Here is a 14,586-nt window from a genome sequence, read left to right as displayed (position 1 = left end):
GACGTTTCCCTCTGCTTTTCTTGATTTGATTTGGTCTTCGAACGGTCGATCAGGCGGGGTCGCCACCTCCGAAGGTTTTGGGTGTAGCGAGCTCGACGAGGTGCATGGTCGTCATGAAGTGCTTAGAGAGCGCCGCGACCGCGGCATCGGCATCGCGCTTGAGCACGGCACGCACGATTGCCGCGTGTTCGGCCTCGACGTCGCGTGTGTGTTCAGTGTTGCGCCGGATCGCAAGCCTTCGATAGCGTTCGCTCTGCTCGTGCAGGACGTCGCGAAAGCCCAGCAACCATTGCGAGCCGCAAGCGTTCACGAGTGTCCGGTGGAAGACGCGGTGCCGGACCACCCATTCTTCATAGTGATGCGTCGGATCGTCGGGATAGGTGTGGGGGACGGCGCAGAGCGCAGCAAAAGACTTCTCGACCGAGGCAAGCCATGCCGCATCGCCACGCTCGATCGAACGGCGCAGCGCCAGACCTTCGATATCGACGCGCGTCTGGGTCACGTCCCTGAGGTCGGCTGATGATACCGGGCTGACACGAAAGCCGCGCTGGTCGGATGCCTGCACCAACCCGTCCGCGACCAGCCGCGACAGCGCTTCGCGCACCGCGGCGAGGCTGACCGAAAACTGTTTGGCGAGACCGGCGATATGCAGCTTCTGGCCGGGTAGCAGCCGGGTCGAGAGAATATCCGCGCGCAGCCGTTCCTGAACGGCGGACGTCAGGCTTCGCGGCCGCTCGTCGGCGAGGCGCTCACCAAAGCTCAACCCGATACTGCTCATGGCGGGCAGCTTGGCGAGAGCAGGTGAGATCGTCAATCGAAAATCGATTTTTTAGATAAACCGCTGTCAACGCTTGATTTTCTTACCCGTCGTTCGCTTCAAGCCGACGAACCCCGAGTATCTCGCGATGAGCCCGATCAAATTCATCGTGACAACCTTCCTGCATTTTGCTTTAGATAGTTCGCATGCGAAATAAATTGATCTCATCGATATGAGTTCGCGTCGCGAGCACCGGCTCGTGTTCCTGCTCAACGTCGCGCAGCGCCGGCTGCAGCGCTGGATGGCGGCGCGGTCCCCGCACGCCGGCGTGACCGCCGCGCAGTCCGGCCTGCTCTTCGTCCTGGGCCAGCGCGACGGCGCCCTGATGGGCGAGGCGGGTGCGGCCCTCGATCTTGGACCACCCGGGATCAGCGGATTGGTGGACCGGATGACGGCGGCGAACCTGATCGAGCGGCGGGCCGATCCGGATGACGGGCGTGCCTGGCGTCTCTGGCTAACGCCGGCTGGCCGCGCGGCGATGGCGCAGTCGAAAGCCGGGCTCGCCGAGGTCAACGCGCGACTCACGGAAGGGTTTACCGACGCCGAGATCGATGTCGTTGCGCGCTGGCTTGCCACCATGCAGAGCAGATTTCCCAAAGGAGAAGACGAATGACCGAGCACATCAAGATCGAGAAGAGCGACGGGATTTTGAGCCTGACGATGGCTCGCCCCGACAAGAAGAACGCGCTGACGAATGCGATGTACGGCGCGCTTGCGGACGCGATCGAAGCCGCCGAGACGGATTCATCCGTCCGCGTGCTGCTGATCCGCGGCGAGGGCGACATGTTCACCGCCGGCAACGACGTCGGCGAGTTTGCAGCCATTGCGACCGGCGCACTTCAGGGCGAGCGCCATGTCGGCCGCTTCCTGCAGGCGCTTGCACATTCGAGCCGCCCCCTGGTCGCAGCCGTTCAGGGACGCGCCGTCGGCATCGGCACCACGATGCTCTTGCACTGCGATCTGGTCGTGCTGGCCGAGAATGCGCTGTTGTCGACGCCGTTCGTTAATCTGGCGCTGGTGCCGGAAGCCGCCTCCAGCCTGCTGATGCCGCTTCGCATCGGCTATGCCCGCGCCTTCGAGATGTTCGCGCTCGGCGAGGCGGTCGATGCAAAATCCGCATTCGCCTGGGGACTTGCCAACCGCGTGGTGCCGCTCGACAAGCTCGATGCGGAAGCGAAGACTTTCGCGTCCCGGTTGGCAAAACAGCCGGCGGGCGCTGTCAGCACGACCAAACGGCTGATGCGCAATCCGGAGCTTCTGATGGCGCAGATCAAGGCCGAGAGCGAGCAGTTCGCGGCTCGCCTGAAGACGATGGAGGCGCGTGAGGCTTTCGTTGCGTTCGCCGAGCGCCGGCCGCCGGACTTTTTGAAACTGGCAAGCTAGCCGGCGCCGGCTGCATTGAAGATCGTTTTTCTTGCCTGCGACGGCGAGGCAATTGACCGCCCGTGGCGGCCCAGTTACCTCTTTGGGCCGCCCGCGGGGGAAACAAATGAACAAGAACAATGACACTTCCGAATTCGACTACGTCATCGTCGGCGCCGGATCGGCCGGATGCGTGCTTGCCAATCGATTGACGGCCGACGGCAAGTACTCCGTCCTGTTGCTGGAGGCCGGTCCGAAGGACACCAATCTCTGGATCCACGTGCCGCTCGGCTACGGCAAACTGTTCAAGGAAAAATCCGTCAACTGGATGTACCAGACCGAGCCGGAACCGGGATTGAACGGGAGGCGGGTGTTCCAGCCGCGCGGCAAGGTGCTCGGCGGCTCCAGTTCCATCAACGGCCTGCTCTATGTGCGCGGCCAGCATGAGGATTACGATCGGTGGGGGCAGCGCGGCAACGCCGGCTGGGGCTATGACGACGTGCTGCCCTATTTCAGGAAGGCCGAGAACCAGCAGCGCGGAGCGGACAAATATCACGGCACCGGCGGCCCGCTGCCGGTGTCCGACTGGCGGCATCACGATCCCCTGTCGGAAGCCTTTGTGACCGCTGCGGCCGAGACCGGTATTCCAACCAATCCCGATTTCAACGGCGCCACGCAGGAGGGCGCGGGATTTTTCCAGACGACGACGCGGCGCGGGCGACGCGCCAGCACGGCGTTCTCGTATCTTCGTCCCGCCAGGAAGCGACCTAACCTGCACATCGAGACTTCCGCGCTGGCGCAGCGCATCCTGTTCGAAGGACGCCGCGCCAAGGCGGTCGAGTACAAGCAGGAAGGCCGCGAACGCACGGTGCGGGCGCGCAAGGAAATTCTGGTCTCCAGCGGCGCATACAACTCGCCGCAACTGCTGCAGCTCTCCGGCGTCGGACCGGCGGATCTGTTGAAGCAGCACGGCATCGAGATCGTGCTCGACGCGCCCGGCGTCGGCAACGATCTGCAGGACCACATGCAGGTCCGCCTGATCACCCGCTGTGCGCAAAAGTGCACGCTCAACGATGTCGTTAATAATCCGATCCGGACGATGATGGCGGGCATTCAGTACGCCGCCTTGCGCAAGGGGCCGCTGACGATCGCGGCCGGCACGTCAGGCGCTTTCTTCAAGACCAGTCCACGGCTGGCGTCGCCCGACATTCAGATTCACTTCCTGCCGTTCTCGACCGACAAGATGGGCGAGAAGCTGCATGCGCTTTCCGGCTTCACGGCGTCGGTCTGCCAGTTGCGCCCGGAGAGCCGCGGCTCGCTGCGCATCAGGAGCGCCGATCCTTCCCAACCGCCGGAAATCCGCATCAATTACCTCGCCACCGAAACCGATCGCCGCGCTTTCATCGACGGCATCCGCATCCTGCGCAAGATTCTCGCAGCCCCCGCGCTGAAGCCTTACGCGGTCTCAGAAGTCGATCCGGGTTCGAAGGTGCAGAGCGACGACGAACTGCTGGATTTCTGCCGCCGCACCGGCAGCACGGTCTATCACCCGACCTCGACCTGCCGGATGGGCAGCGATGCGCTCGCGGTCGTCGACCAGCGCTTGCGCGTGCGCGGCATCGAGGGACTGCGTGTGGTCGATGCGTCGATCATGCCGGACCTGATGTCCGGCAATACCAACGCGCCGACCATCATGATCGCCGAGAAGGCGTCCGACATGATTCTGGAGGACGCGCGGTAGGCAACAGCGCCAGCGGCAAACACTGCTGTCATCATCCGCCAACGGGTCGCGCGAATGCGCGCCCGATGACAGGCTCCGGCGGATGATCCAGTACGCCGTGGCATCTCGATTCAAACTGAGGCCGGCGATTACTGGATCCGCCTTCGCGGGTATGACCCTTGTTAGCCCTTATATTCCCGCACCCGCTTGAGCATCTGCTCGACATGGGCGATCGGCGTTTCCGGCTGGATGCCGTGGCCGAGGTTGAAGATCAGCCGTCCTTGCGCGTAGTTCGCCAGCACATCGTCGACGGCGCGGTCGAGCGCGGCGCCGCCTGCGATCAACGCCAGCGGATCGAGATTGCCCTGCACGGCGACACGGTTCTGCACGCGCTCACGGATCATGGAAGGCTCGGCCGCCCAGTCGATGCTGACCGCGTTGACGCCCGTTGCCTCCACATAGGCCGGCAGCAGCGCGCCGGCGCCGCGCGGAAAGCCGATGATCTTGGCATCCGGCACGTGCGCGCGCACGCCGGCAACGATGCGCTTCGCCGGCTCGATCGACCAGCGCTCGAATTCGCGCGGCGGCAGCACGCCGGCCCAAGTGTCGAAGATCTGCAAGCAGTCGGCGCCGGCCTTGAGCTGGCCCAGCAGATACTCGATCGAATTCTCCACCAGCACATCGATGATTTCAGCGAACGCCTCGGGATGACGGTATGCCATCATCCGCGCCGGCGCCTGGTCCGGCGTGCCCTGTCCTGCAACCATGTAGGTTGCGACCGTCCAGGGCGCGCCGCAGAAGCCGATCAGCGCGATGTCAGGTGCGAGCTCGCGCTTGACGCGACGTAACGCTTCATAGACCGGTTCGAGCTTGCCGAAATCGGCGTGGCGCGCGAGCGCCGCGACATGCTCGGGGGTATCTAGCGGATCGAGCCGCGGACCTTCGCCGGCCTCGAAGCGCACGGAGCGGCCGAGTGCGTAGGGGATGACGAGAATGTCGGAAAAAATGATCGCCGCATCGAAGTTGAAACGGCGGATCGGTTGCAGCGTTACCTCGGCGGCATATTCCGGCGTGAAGCACAAATCGAGAAAGCTTCCCGCCTTGGCGCGCAGCTCGCGATACTCCGGCAGATAGCGGCCGGCCTGTCGCATCATCCACACCGGCGGCACCTGCTGCCTGCGGCCGGAGAGCACTTCGACAAAAGGTTTCACGACGGATTTCTGAGACAAAACGTGGATTCCTGCGGGCGCGGCTGATGCGCCTCTGATACACGCAGGTTCCCTTGAGGCCAAGGACGGATAGCGAGGGCAAACGTGGAACCGGCGTAAAACAGGGCCGTTATCTCACTCATGGAGGTTCCTATGGCCCAGAAGTTCAATCCTGCTGCGCATGACAAGCACGCCGACGATCCCCGCGAAGCGCTGAAGGCCGACCGAGAAATCCATGAAAGACTCGAGGCCGGGCTGGTCGACACGTTTCCGGCATCGGACCCCGTGAGCGCTGCGCAACCGGCGCCGTCGAAAGCCGATCACGAACATGCGAATCCATCGCTGTGGCACAAGGTTCGCGCCGCCTTCCGCTAATGCAAAAATGGCGCGAATTGTTTCGCGTGGCAAACGGTCTCTCCAAGGGGAGGCCGTTTCTGCTTGTACTTCAATAATGCGGCGGCGGCTCGTTCGCCGGGCCGGGGAAATTGCTCTCGGCTTCCCGCAGGCGCTCCTTCAGTTCAGCCAATTGGCGCGTCAAGGAATCGATCTGGTGCCACTGTGCGGTAATCGTGTGATTCAGCACCTCGATCGTCTCATCCTGGAACGTCGCCCGTATTTCCAGTGCGTCGAGGCGCTCGCTCAGTGCGGTGACGTCATTCGTGCGCGCCATCGTTCCCTCGTCGCTGCCGCAGGCCGTGGCCCAGCGCCACGCGTTCGTCGAACACGAAGCATTCGCCGCGCCAGCGGCTTTCATTCTCCGGTACGCCTTCGAGGTAGCGGAGGATGCCGCCCTTGAGATGATAGACTTCGTCAAATCCGTGCGCCAGCAGATAGGCGCTGGCCTTCTCGCATCGGATACCGCCGGTGCAGAACATCGCAATCTTCTTGTGCTTCGCCGGATCGAGCTTCTGTGCGGCGAATTCCTTGAACTGGCCAAAGCTCTTGATGCCGGGGTCGATGGCGCCTTCGAACGTCCCCATCGCCACTTCGAACGCATTGCGGGTGTCGATGATCAGCGTGTCGGGGGCTGCAATCAGTTCGTTCCAGTCTGACGGCTCGACATAGGTGCCGACCTGGCGCGTCGGATCGGCCGCCGTATCTCCGAGCGTAACGATTTCCTTCTTCAGCCGGACCTTCAGCCGCCGAAACGGCATCTCGGAAGCGGTCGAAAACTTGAGTTCGAGATTGCTGAGCCGCCCGCCGAAAAGCGCGCCGTGCTGCAATTCGCCGACGAACGCGTCGACGCTCGCATCGCCGCCCGCAACCGTGCCGTTGATGCCCTCATGCGCCAGCAGCACGCTGCCCTTCAGCCCGAGGCCTGCAGCAAACGAGCGCAGCGGTTCGCGCAACTCCCGGAAGTCCGGCAGCGCGGCGAATTGATAGAAGGCGGCGACCTTGAGCGGCATGGCGATCGTTTATCAGGCGGGCCGCGCAGGGGAAACCCCGTAAAGCCCTGCATATTCCGCGCATTGCCCCTGACGTCCCATTGGCATGCCAACCATTGCCCTGCCGGGGATGAATATGCCAAAGAACCGTCTGTAAACCCGCCCGATGCTCCCGCGGGATGCTCAAGAAACGCTGAAAAGAAAGCACTCGCGATGAGGAATTTCCATTTCGCCGGCCGCTCGACGGTCCATGCCCAGAACGCGATGGTGGCAACGTCGCATCCGGAGGCCGCATTGGCCGCAATCGACGTGATGCGGGCGGGTGGCACGGCGGCGGACGCCGCGGTCGCGGCTTGCGCGCTGCTCGGCGTCATCGAGCCGCAATCGACCGGTATCGGGGGCGATTGCTTCGCGCTGATCCAACCCAAGGGCGAGGGCAAGATCGTCGCCTATAATGGCTCCGGCCGCGCGCCGATGGCGGCCAAGGCCGAATGGTACCTCGAACGCAAGATCCATTCGGTACCGCTGACCTCGGCGCATGCGGTGAGCATTCCCGGCGCGATCGACGCCTGGGAGACGATCCTGCGCGACCACGGCAAGATGGGACTCGACACGCTTCTGCAGCCCGCGATCAAGGCTGCCGAGGAAGGCTACGTCGTCGCGCCCCGTATTGCTTTCGACTGGAAGAACCAGTTCGACAAGCTGAAGAACGGCACCAACACCGAGCGCTATCTGCTGCCGCACGGCAAGCCCGCGGTTGCCGGCGATGTGATCCACCAGCCCGAACTGGGCAAGACCCTGCGTGCGATCGCCAAGAATGGCCGCGACGCCTTTTATACCGGCGAGATCGCCGAGGACATGGTCGAGACCTTGCGCGGCATCGGCGGCCTGCACACGCTGGAAGATTTCGCCGCACATTCGACCGAGACGACATCGCCGATCGGCACGATGTACAAAGGCCACGATGTCTGGCAGTGCCCGCCAAACGGTCCTGGCATCACCATGCTGGTGATGCTGAATATCCTTTCCCGCTTCGATCTGACGAAGTTCGCGCCGCTCAGCGTCGAGCGTTTCCATCTGGAGGCGGAAGCCGCGCGCATCGCCTACATGATGCGAGAGCAGCACGTCGCCGATCCGCAGCATGTTCATGTCGATGTCGCCGGAATCCTCGCCAAGGAATTCGCCGACGAGCACATCAAGGACATCCGGATGGATCGGCTGCTTGATCTGCCGAACGTCGCGCCGCCGATGAATCCATCCACCGTCTACATCACCGTGGTCGACAAGGACCGCAACGTCTGCTCGTTCATCAATTCGATCGCGCATTCCTTCGGTTCGGCGATCGTTTCCAATAAGACCGGCATCCTCCTGCAGAACCGCGCCGGCGGCTTCCGGATTCAGCCCGGTCATCCCAACTGCATCGCGCCGGGCAAGCGGCCGCTGCACACCATCATCCCGTCGCTCGCGACCAAGAACGGCCGCGCGGTGATGCCGTTCGGGGTGATGGGCGGCCAGTATCAGCCGGCGGGACAGACCCATGTGCTGACCAATATGCTGGACTATGGCTGCGATGTGCAGGAAGCCATCGATATGCCGCGCGGCCTGCACTACGAAGGCGTCTACCAGCTCGAGGACAGCGTGCCGGCCGAGATCGTCGAAGGCCTGAAGAAGATCGGCCACAAGACCACCAGCGTGGTCGGTCCGCTCGGCGGCGGCCAGGCGATCTGGATCGACTGGGATAAGGGCACGCTGACCGGCGGTTCCGATCCCCGCAAGGACGGTTGCGCGCTAGGCTATTGAGCGTCTAGAAGCTCCGTCTATCCAGAAAGAGGTCAACAGATGCGCTTCTCGCGACGCACGATCTTCCGAACCGCATTTGCCGCCATGGCAGCCGCGGTTTCAACGCCCGCTGCCATCAGGATGGCAGCGGCCCAGACCGCAGGAAAACCCATGACCACAGCTTCAGGCTTGCAGATCATCGACAGCAAGGTCGGCACCGGCGCCTCGCCCAAGACCGGCCAGACCTGCGTCATGCATTACACCGGCTGGCTCTACGAGAACGGCCAGAAGGGCAAGAAGTTCGATTCCTCCGTCGACCGTAACGAGCCGTTCGAGTTCAAGATCGGCCAGCGCCAGGTGATCGCCGGCTGGGACGAAGGCGTCGCATCGATGAACGTCGGCGGCAAGCGCACGCTGATCATTCCGCCCGCGCTCGGTTACGGCGCGCGGGGTGCCGGCGGCGTCATTCCGCCTAATGCGACGCTGATGTTCGACGTCGAATTGCTGGCGGTGAAGTAGCCGCACACCGAACGAGGGAGCGCATCGTGAAGGTCTCGATCCTCGACGACTATTTCGACACGCTGCGCACCCTCGATTGTTTCGGCAAGCTGGCCGGACACGACGTCACCATCTGGAACGATCACGTCCAGGATATCGATGCGCTGGTGGAGCGCCTGCGCGATACCGAAGCGCTCGTGCTAATCCGCGAGCGCACGCAGATCCGGACACCGCTGCTGGAACGCTTGCCGAAGCTGAAACTGATCAGCCAGCGCAGCGTCTATCCCCACATCGACATCGATACCTGCACCCGGCTCGGCATCGTCGTGTCGTCGAGCCAGCATGCCGATACGCCGTCCTATGCGACCGCCGAATTTACCTGGGGCCTGATCCTGGCGGCGATGCGCGCCATTCCGCAGCAGATGGCGGCGCTCAAGGCCGGCAAATGGCAGATCGGCGTCGGCCACACGCTGCGTGGCAAGACGCTCGGCATTTATGGCTATGGACGGATCGGTGCCGTTGTCGCGGGCTACGGCAAGACGTTCGGCATGAACGTGCTGGTATGGGCACGCGAACCGGCGATGGCGAAGGCCCGCGCCGACGGATACCAGACTGCCGCAAGCAAGGCTGATTTCTTCGAACGATGCGACGTGCTTTCGCTGCACATGCGGCTCGTCGATGCCACGCGCGGCATCGTGAAAGCAGAAGACTTGGCGCGCATGAAGCCGTCGGCGCTTCTGGTCAACACCAGCCGTGCGCCGCTGATCGAACCGAACGCGCTGGTCAGCGCCCTGCGCGCCGGAAGACCTGGCATGGCGGCGGTGGACGTCTACGAAAAAGAGCCGCTCCGCGACGTCAACGATCCACTCCTGAACATGGACAACGTGGTCTGCACACCGCATCTCGGCTACGTCTCGCGCGACGAATACGAAATCCAGTTCACGGATATTTTCGATCAGATCGTTGCCTATGCCGCCGGAACACCGATGAATGTCGTCAATCCGGATGTGATGTCCAGACGGCGTTAGGCGGGTGTGCCCGGCCATGACGAAAACCGGGACGCCCATGCGCCGCCGGCTCCCTTAATCTTCTGGTTTGCGGCCCCGGATTTCGATACCGTTCGGGACAAACGATATTTCGAGAAGGCGCCCAATGACCGGCACGCATGACCACACCCATTCACATCACTCCCACGATCACGACGAGCGCTGGAAGCATGACGGCGTCCGCGTGATTCCCGGTAATCAGCTCGATCCCAACGTGCCCTCGACCGCGGGCATGGATCGCAAGGCCGCGATCAATTTCGCCCGCGTCGGTGCGCAGAAATTGTGGGCGGGCACGGTGACGATCCGGCCCGACGCCAAGACAGGCGCGCATCACCACGGCCATCTCGAAAGCATCATCTATGTCGTGAAGGGCAAGGCGCGGATGCGCTGGGGCGAACATCTGCAGTTCACCGCCGAGGCCGGCCCCGGCGATTTCATCTTCGTGCCGCCCTACGTGCCGCACCAGGAGATCAATGCCAGCCGCGACGAGGTCCTGGAATGCGTGCTGGTGCGCTCTGACGGCGAGGCGGTGGCGATCAATCTCGACATCGAGCCGGTGGAAAAGCCGGAGACCGTGCTGTGGGTCGATCCCGTGCACCGCGATCCCGCCGAGAAGAAGTGACGATTGCAACGTTACCTGGCATCGCCGCCGCTTGAGAGAATCCCATGACACTTGTTCGCTACGAGAGCACGGGCCACGTCGCCACCATCACCATGGATCGTAGATCCTCGCATAACGCGCTCAACAACGCCTTGTGCGACGAACTGCGGCAGGCCTGGCAGCGTTTTCACGACAGCGACGATCGCGTGGCGGCGCTCGCCTCGTCGGAGGAGGCGTATTTCTCGGTCGGCGCCGACGTCAACGATCTCCCTGTCAACATGTGGCATGCTGTGCCCGGCTTGGGCGTTGAGCTGGACAAGCCGGTCATTGCCGCGACCTCGGGATGGGTCGTCGGCGGTGCCTTCGTGCTGGTGCAGATGGCCGACATGTGCGTGGCCTCGGAGGCGACGCGCTTCATCTACCCCGAGGGCAAGATCGGCACCACCGCCGGCGGCGTCTCCTCGGTGATGGCGCGCATGCCGCACAAGATCGCCATGGAATTCCTGCTGGTCGGTGAGGAAATGTCGGCGGAGCGGGCCTATCAGATTGGCTTCATCAACAAGGTCGCGCCGAAGGGGCGGCATGTCGTGCTGGCCCAGGAGATGGCCGCAAAAATCGCCGCCAACGCGCCGCTGGTGGTTCGGGCTCTCAAGAAGCTCGCCCGCGATGCAATGCCGAAGGGGCCACTGGAGACGGTCGCCGAGGTACGCCGGCTGCTGGATGTCGTGCGCGACAGCGACGACCTTAAAGAGGGCGTCAAGGCGTTTGCGGAAAAGCGCAAGCCTGACTTCAAGGGCAGGTAGCGGCCATTCGCCGCCGGGTTCCAGTGAACGCGCGCCAACTCGCCGCCAGAAAAATAATCTGAAACGGGATGTCGGACTTATCTCCGTCCGTTCGTCCTAGGTCCGAACCCCGCGAAAAGGAGCCCATCATGGCTAAAATGATTTTCGTCAACCTGCCTGTCAGCGATCTCGCCCGCTCGACCGCCTTCTACCAGGCGATCGGCGGCGAAAAGAATCCGCAATTCAGCGATGACACGGCGTCCTGCATGGTCTTCTCAGAAACCATCTACGTCATGCTGCTGACGCACGACAAATACCGCCAGTTCACCCCGAAGAAGATTGCCGACGCCAAGGCCACCAGCCAGGTTCTGATCTGCCTTTCTGCCGACAGCCGCGAGGCGGTGGATGACATGGTCAGCAAGGCGCAGGGCGCAGGCGGCGGTGCCGATCCGGGCCCGAAGCAGGATTACGGCTTCATGTACGGCCGCAGTTTTGAAGATCCCGATGGCCACCATTGGGAAGTGATGTGGATGGATGTCGCGGCCGCAACCGCTGCGCAATCCGACACGGCCGCGGCCTGATATGAACGCAGGAATCGTAGGGTGGGCAAAGCGATAGCGTGCCCACCATTACGTTCGCGATCTACCGAGAGATGATGGGCACAGCGCTCGCGCCTTTGCCCACCCCACACCTCTGTTAGACTTCATCGCGTGACGACGGCCGCTTCGCCGACGCGCGTTTGCGCGTGCGCTGGAGCTACAACCATGCCGACCGCAGACCGCGAACAAAAGCAGTTACAGAAATTCATTTAAAGCCGGTCGATTATCCCGACATCGCACCGGATCGCACGCGCGTTCGATGTGGCAGAATTGTCACTCGCGCGGCTTACTTGCCTGCGGGGCTAGTAATTGCGAAATCGAAAACGCGTTCAATGCAATGGACTTAAAAATCCGGAGCCATCACACTCGATTTCGCCGCAATGTCATCTCGTCCCTGAATTCTGTGACAGATCGTCCGTGAAGCCAGCAACCCGATCATTTTCTGTTCTGTCCGATTCGATGATGCGCACGGGCGTCACCGCGGGACTTCTTTTGTTCTCGCGCACCTCGCGATGCTGATCGGCGTCACCGCACCGGAAAAATTCTATTTCGACGAGGTGCATTACGTCCCGGCGGCGCGGCAGATGCTTGAGCCGGTGATGCGAGAGCCGATGCTCAACCCGATGCATCCACCGCTCGCCAAGCAGTTCATCGCCCTGTCGATCCATTCATTAGGCGACGGACCGCTGGGCTGGCGCTATCCGGCCGTGCTGTTCGGATCGCTCGCCGTTGTTGCGGTGTATCTGTGCGGCCTGGCGCTGTTCGCCGCCCAGAGCCCGGCGATTGCGGCGAGCCTGCTCGCCTTTTTCAATCAGATGCTGTTCGTGCAGTCGCGGATCGCGATGCTGGATATTTTTGCGCTCGCTTTCGGCCTGTTCGCCATCGCGGCATTCATGCATGGCTTTCGAAGAGAGCGGCCGCATCTGTGGTTCGCGCTTGCCGGGATCGGCTTTGGCCTGTCGGTCGGCTGCAAATGGAGCGGGCTGTTCGCGCTCGCAGTCTGCATCTCCATCGTCGCCGTGATCGGCCTGATGCAAAGCTGGCGCACTCACTTCGCGGATGCCCGGCCGGAAGATTGGTACCGGCCCGATATGTGGCCCGGTTTCAAGGCCTGGCATTTCGCCGTCTGCTTCGTACTGGTTCCGGCCGTCGTTTATCTTGCCACTTTCATTCCGCTCTATGGATTGTCGGTTTCGGATATTCTGCAGGCGCAACGGCGCATCTTCAACGATAACACGACGAGTGCGATTGCAGGCCACACCTACATGAGTTCATGGCCGTCCTGGCCGCTCCTGATGCGCCCGGTCTGGTATCTCTTCGACAAGATCGACGAAGACCATATCGCCGCCGTGGTCTTCCTCGGCAATCCTCTGATCCTGTGGCCGGCACTGATTGCGGTCGCGATCTGCCTGCGCGACTGGATCGTGACGCGGCGCGTCGATGCCTTCCTGATACTGGCTTTCTATTTCGGCCCATACCTCGCATGGGCATTGCTGCCGCGAACGCTCGGCTTCATCTATTACTATCTGCCGGCGGCGACCACAGCGAGCCTTGCACTGGTGTATGCTTTGAAACGCGGCAGCATGCCCGGTTGGGTGCTATGGGCCTATGTCGCAATCGGCTTTGCCGGCTTTGCCGCAATGTTGCCGATATCGGCCGCGTTCATAGGTACTTCGATGGCGACGTTCAGCCGCCTGATGATCTTCCAGAACTGGATTTGAAGCGGCCATTCGCGCTGTTTAGCCAATGGAAAATCCGCCTGCCGCTGGCGGCAGGCGGATCGGCTTTCAAGACCTCATCTTTCAAAACCTCACTTGGAGGCGGTTTTGCTATCCATGTTGACGACCTGAACGCGGCGGTTGGTAGGGTCCATCGGCGCGTTCGCATCCTTCGGCTTGGTCTCGCCGTAACCGACCGTCACGAGATTGGAACCGGCGATGCCGTACTTCTCGGTCAGGTACCTCTTGATTGTATCGGCACGGCGCTCGGAAAGATCCTGGTTGTAGGCCTCGCTGCCGATCGCATCGGTGTGCCCGGCGACCACGAAGGTCGAACCCTTCAGGCTCGAATCGGAGAGCGCCTTGCCGAGTTCCTGCACAGCGGAAACCGAGTTCTTGCTGATGTCGGCCGAATTGTAGTCGAACTGAATTTCGAGATCGATCTTCGGTTTGCTCGCGGCAAGTTCCGCGATTTCCTGGCGCTCGCCGAGCGACAGCGACCGGGTCTTGCGGTTACGTAGGGTGTCGACGAAGCCGACTTCCTTGGCCTTTGCGGCAGCATCCACCGGCTGCTGCGGGCCGGTCGAAAGGCCGCGGGTCGCGCCCGGCTTCGGCTTCAGAGCGTCCAGGATCTTGTCGGCCGAGACGGTATCGCCGGCGACGGCCAGCCCCGCCGTCATCGACAGCGCGGCGCCGATAGTCGTGATCGAGAGAAAGCGGGTCATTGTCGTAATCCTCACTGTTAACGCCTGCAAACTGGCGTGCATGCGTTTTGATGCTGCGACGATAAGACGGGTTCAAAGTAGGCAATGTGATTCAAATCACATTGGTAAAGGCTGCCTGATGTCGAAGTCGAGGCCGGTGACGCCGGAGGTCGCGGCGCTAGCTACGCTGTCGTGACGGAACGGTCCGAGCAGGTGGCAACGACGCTTCGCCGGATAACCGGCCGCTCCATCGCTTCCCGCCGCTGACTTCGGAAAAAGAAAAAAGCGGCTCGTCGCGCCAGCGCCGATCTGTGGACAACAAATCGGCCAGATGCGCGCCTAGCAAAAACTACTCACAGAAAAATCT

The 14,586-nt window shown here is 62.4% G+C and carries 16 protein-coding genes; 11 read left to right on the top strand and 5 right to left on the bottom strand.

What is annotated here, in order from left to right; all coding sequences use genetic code 11:
• Positions 1-49: 49 nt before the first annotated feature.
• A complete protein-coding gene (locus tag ACFXS9_RS27225; RefSeq protein WP_392694000.1) occupies positions 50-778 on the bottom strand; it encodes a GntR family transcriptional regulator in 729 nt (242 codons plus the stop codon).
• Between the two features lie 211 nt (positions 779-989).
• Between ACFXS9_RS27225 and ACFXS9_RS27220 the strand changes: the two genes are divergently transcribed.
• The 3 genes from ACFXS9_RS27220 to ACFXS9_RS27210 all read left to right on the top strand — a co-directional run bounded on the left by ACFXS9_RS27220 (position 990) and on the right by ACFXS9_RS27210 (position 3,920).
• The gene (locus ACFXS9_RS27220; protein ID WP_392693997.1) at positions 990-1,430 is read left to right on the top strand and encodes a MarR family winged helix-turn-helix transcriptional regulator; all 441 of its coding nucleotides are present in this window, start codon (positions 990-992) and stop codon (positions 1,428-1,430) included.
• Positions 1,427-2,200 (top strand): enoyl-CoA hydratase, encoded by a 774-nt coding sequence (locus tag ACFXS9_RS27215; RefSeq protein WP_392693995.1) that lies wholly within the window; start codon positions 1,427-1,429, stop codon positions 2,198-2,200. Before ACFXS9_RS27220 ends, ACFXS9_RS27215 begins: the two co-directional genes overlap by 4 nt.
• Before the next feature lie 106 nt (positions 2,201-2,306).
• On the top strand, positions 2,307-3,920 hold the full coding sequence (locus tag ACFXS9_RS27210) for a GMC family oxidoreductase (RefSeq protein ID WP_392693993.1): 1,614 nt from the start codon (positions 2,307-2,309) through the stop codon (positions 3,918-3,920).
• A 161-nt stretch (positions 3,921-4,081) separates the two neighbouring features.
• On the opposite strand, the gene hemE is transcribed toward ACFXS9_RS27210, so the two are convergent.
• Entirely contained in the window at positions 4,082-5,128 is a 1,047-nt protein-coding gene (hemE, locus tag ACFXS9_RS27205) for a uroporphyrinogen decarboxylase (RefSeq protein WP_392693990.1), read from the bottom strand.
• A 132-nt stretch (positions 5,129-5,260) separates the two neighbouring features.
• Between hemE and ACFXS9_RS27200 the strand changes: the two genes are divergently transcribed.
• Positions 5,261-5,482: a hypothetical protein gene (locus tag ACFXS9_RS27200; RefSeq protein ID WP_392693987.1), complete on the top strand. Its 222-nt coding sequence runs from the start codon at positions 5,261-5,263 to the stop codon at positions 5,480-5,482.
• A 70-nt stretch (positions 5,483-5,552) separates the two neighbouring features.
• Here ACFXS9_RS27200 and ACFXS9_RS27195 read toward each other — a convergent pair whose 3' ends face one another.
• Both ACFXS9_RS27195 and ACFXS9_RS27190 read right to left on the bottom strand, forming a co-directional pair.
• Positions 5,553-5,777: a SlyX family protein gene (locus tag ACFXS9_RS27195; RefSeq protein WP_392693985.1), complete on the bottom strand. Its 225-nt coding sequence runs from the start codon at positions 5,775-5,777 to the stop codon at positions 5,553-5,555.
• Positions 5,761-6,513 (bottom strand): rhodanese-related sulfurtransferase, encoded by a 753-nt coding sequence (locus tag ACFXS9_RS27190; protein ID WP_392693982.1) that lies wholly within the window; start codon positions 6,511-6,513, stop codon positions 5,761-5,763. Before ACFXS9_RS27190 ends, ACFXS9_RS27195 begins: the two co-directional genes overlap by 17 nt.
• A 192-nt stretch (positions 6,514-6,705) precedes the next feature.
• Here ACFXS9_RS27190 and ggt point away from each other — a divergent pair, with 192 nt between their 5' ends.
• The 7 genes from ggt (at position 6,706) to ACFXS9_RS27155 (ending at position 13,518) form a co-directional block, all read left to right on the top strand.
• Positions 6,706-8,292, top strand: coding sequence for a gamma-glutamyltransferase (ggt, locus tag ACFXS9_RS27185; protein ID WP_392693979.1), 1,587 nt, complete (start codon positions 6,706-6,708; stop codon positions 8,290-8,292).
• 84 nt (positions 8,293-8,376) lie between these two features.
• Positions 8,377-8,790, top strand: a complete 414-nt coding sequence (locus ACFXS9_RS27180) for an FKBP-type peptidyl-prolyl cis-trans isomerase (protein WP_249734171.1) — start codon at positions 8,377-8,379, stop codon at positions 8,788-8,790.
• Positions 8,791-8,816: 26 nt separating this feature from the next.
• Positions 8,817-9,797, top strand: a complete 981-nt coding sequence (locus ACFXS9_RS27175; RefSeq protein WP_392693977.1) for a D-2-hydroxyacid dehydrogenase family protein — start codon at positions 8,817-8,819, stop codon at positions 9,795-9,797.
• A gap of 124 nt (positions 9,798-9,921) precedes the next feature.
• Positions 9,922-10,437: a cupin domain-containing protein gene (locus ACFXS9_RS27170; protein ID WP_028349528.1), complete on the top strand. Its 516-nt coding sequence runs from the start codon at positions 9,922-9,924 to the stop codon at positions 10,435-10,437.
• A gap of 44 nt (positions 10,438-10,481) precedes the next feature.
• Positions 10,482-11,219, top strand: a complete 738-nt coding sequence (locus ACFXS9_RS27165; protein WP_392693974.1) for an enoyl-CoA hydratase/isomerase family protein — start codon at positions 10,482-10,484, stop codon at positions 11,217-11,219.
• A gap of 128 nt (positions 11,220-11,347) precedes the next feature.
• The gene (locus tag ACFXS9_RS27160; protein ID WP_392693971.1) at positions 11,348-11,779 is read left to right on the top strand and encodes a VOC family protein; all 432 of its coding nucleotides are present in this window, start codon (positions 11,348-11,350) and stop codon (positions 11,777-11,779) included.
• 530 nt (positions 11,780-12,309) lie between these two features.
• Positions 12,310-13,518 carry a phospholipid carrier-dependent glycosyltransferase gene (locus ACFXS9_RS27155; RefSeq protein WP_392693968.1) on the top strand — a complete coding sequence of 403 codons (1,209 nt, stop codon included), beginning with the start codon at positions 12,310-12,312 and terminating at the stop codon, positions 13,516-13,518.
• A gap of 89 nt (positions 13,519-13,607) precedes the next feature.
• On the opposite strand, the gene ACFXS9_RS27150 is transcribed toward ACFXS9_RS27155, so the two are convergent.
• Positions 13,608-14,240, bottom strand: a complete 633-nt coding sequence (locus ACFXS9_RS27150; protein WP_392693965.1) for an OmpA family protein — start codon at positions 14,238-14,240, stop codon at positions 13,608-13,610.
• Positions 14,241-14,586 lie beyond the last annotated feature (346 nt).

The sequence above is a fragment of the Bradyrhizobium sp. RDI18 genome, assembly GCF_043203335.1.
GTDB classification, from domain to species: Bacteria; Pseudomonadota; Alphaproteobacteria; order Rhizobiales; family Xanthobacteraceae; genus Bradyrhizobium; species Bradyrhizobium retamae.
This window is presented reverse-complemented; position numbering and strand designations above follow the sequence as displayed.

What these genes read in the sequence shown, in the direction of transcription:
- ACFXS9_RS27225 (WP_392694000.1), bottom strand. Translation starts at nt 778, where the DNA reads ATGAGCAGTATCGGGTTGAGCTTTGGTGAGCGCCTCGCCGACGAGCGG.
- ACFXS9_RS27220 (WP_392693997.1), top strand. Translation starts at nt 990, where the DNA reads ATGAGTTCGCGTCGCGAGCACCGGCTCGTGTTCCTGCTCAACGTCGCG.
- ACFXS9_RS27215 (WP_392693995.1), top strand. Translation starts at nt 1,427, where the DNA reads ATGACCGAGCACATCAAGATCGAGAAGAGCGACGGGATTTTGAGCCTG.
- ACFXS9_RS27210 (WP_392693993.1), top strand. Translation starts at nt 2,307, where the DNA reads ATGAACAAGAACAATGACACTTCCGAATTCGACTACGTCATCGTCGGC.
- ACFXS9_RS27200 (WP_392693987.1), top strand. Translation starts at nt 5,261, where the DNA reads ATGGCCCAGAAGTTCAATCCTGCTGCGCATGACAAGCACGCCGACGAT.
- ACFXS9_RS27195 (WP_392693985.1), bottom strand. Translation starts at nt 5,777, where the DNA reads ATGGCGCGCACGAATGACGTCACCGCACTGAGCGAGCGCCTCGACGCA.
- ACFXS9_RS27190 (WP_392693982.1), bottom strand. Translation starts at nt 6,513, where the DNA reads ATGCCGCTCAAGGTCGCCGCCTTCTATCAATTCGCCGCGCTGCCGGAC.
- ggt (WP_392693979.1), top strand. Translation starts at nt 6,706, where the DNA reads ATGAGGAATTTCCATTTCGCCGGCCGCTCGACGGTCCATGCCCAGAAC.
- ACFXS9_RS27180 (WP_249734171.1), top strand. Translation starts at nt 8,377, where the DNA reads ATGGCAGCCGCGGTTTCAACGCCCGCTGCCATCAGGATGGCAGCGGCC.
- ACFXS9_RS27170 (WP_028349528.1), top strand. Translation starts at nt 9,922, where the DNA reads ATGACCGGCACGCATGACCACACCCATTCACATCACTCCCACGATCAC.
- ACFXS9_RS27165 (WP_392693974.1), top strand. Translation starts at nt 10,482, where the DNA reads ATGACACTTGTTCGCTACGAGAGCACGGGCCACGTCGCCACCATCACC.
- ACFXS9_RS27160 (WP_392693971.1), top strand. Translation starts at nt 11,348, where the DNA reads ATGGCTAAAATGATTTTCGTCAACCTGCCTGTCAGCGATCTCGCCCGC.
- ACFXS9_RS27155 (WP_392693968.1), top strand. Translation starts at nt 12,310, where the DNA reads ATGCTGATCGGCGTCACCGCACCGGAAAAATTCTATTTCGACGAGGTG.
- ACFXS9_RS27150 (WP_392693965.1), bottom strand. Translation starts at nt 14,240, where the DNA reads ATGACCCGCTTTCTCTCGATCACGACTATCGGCGCCGCGCTGTCGATG.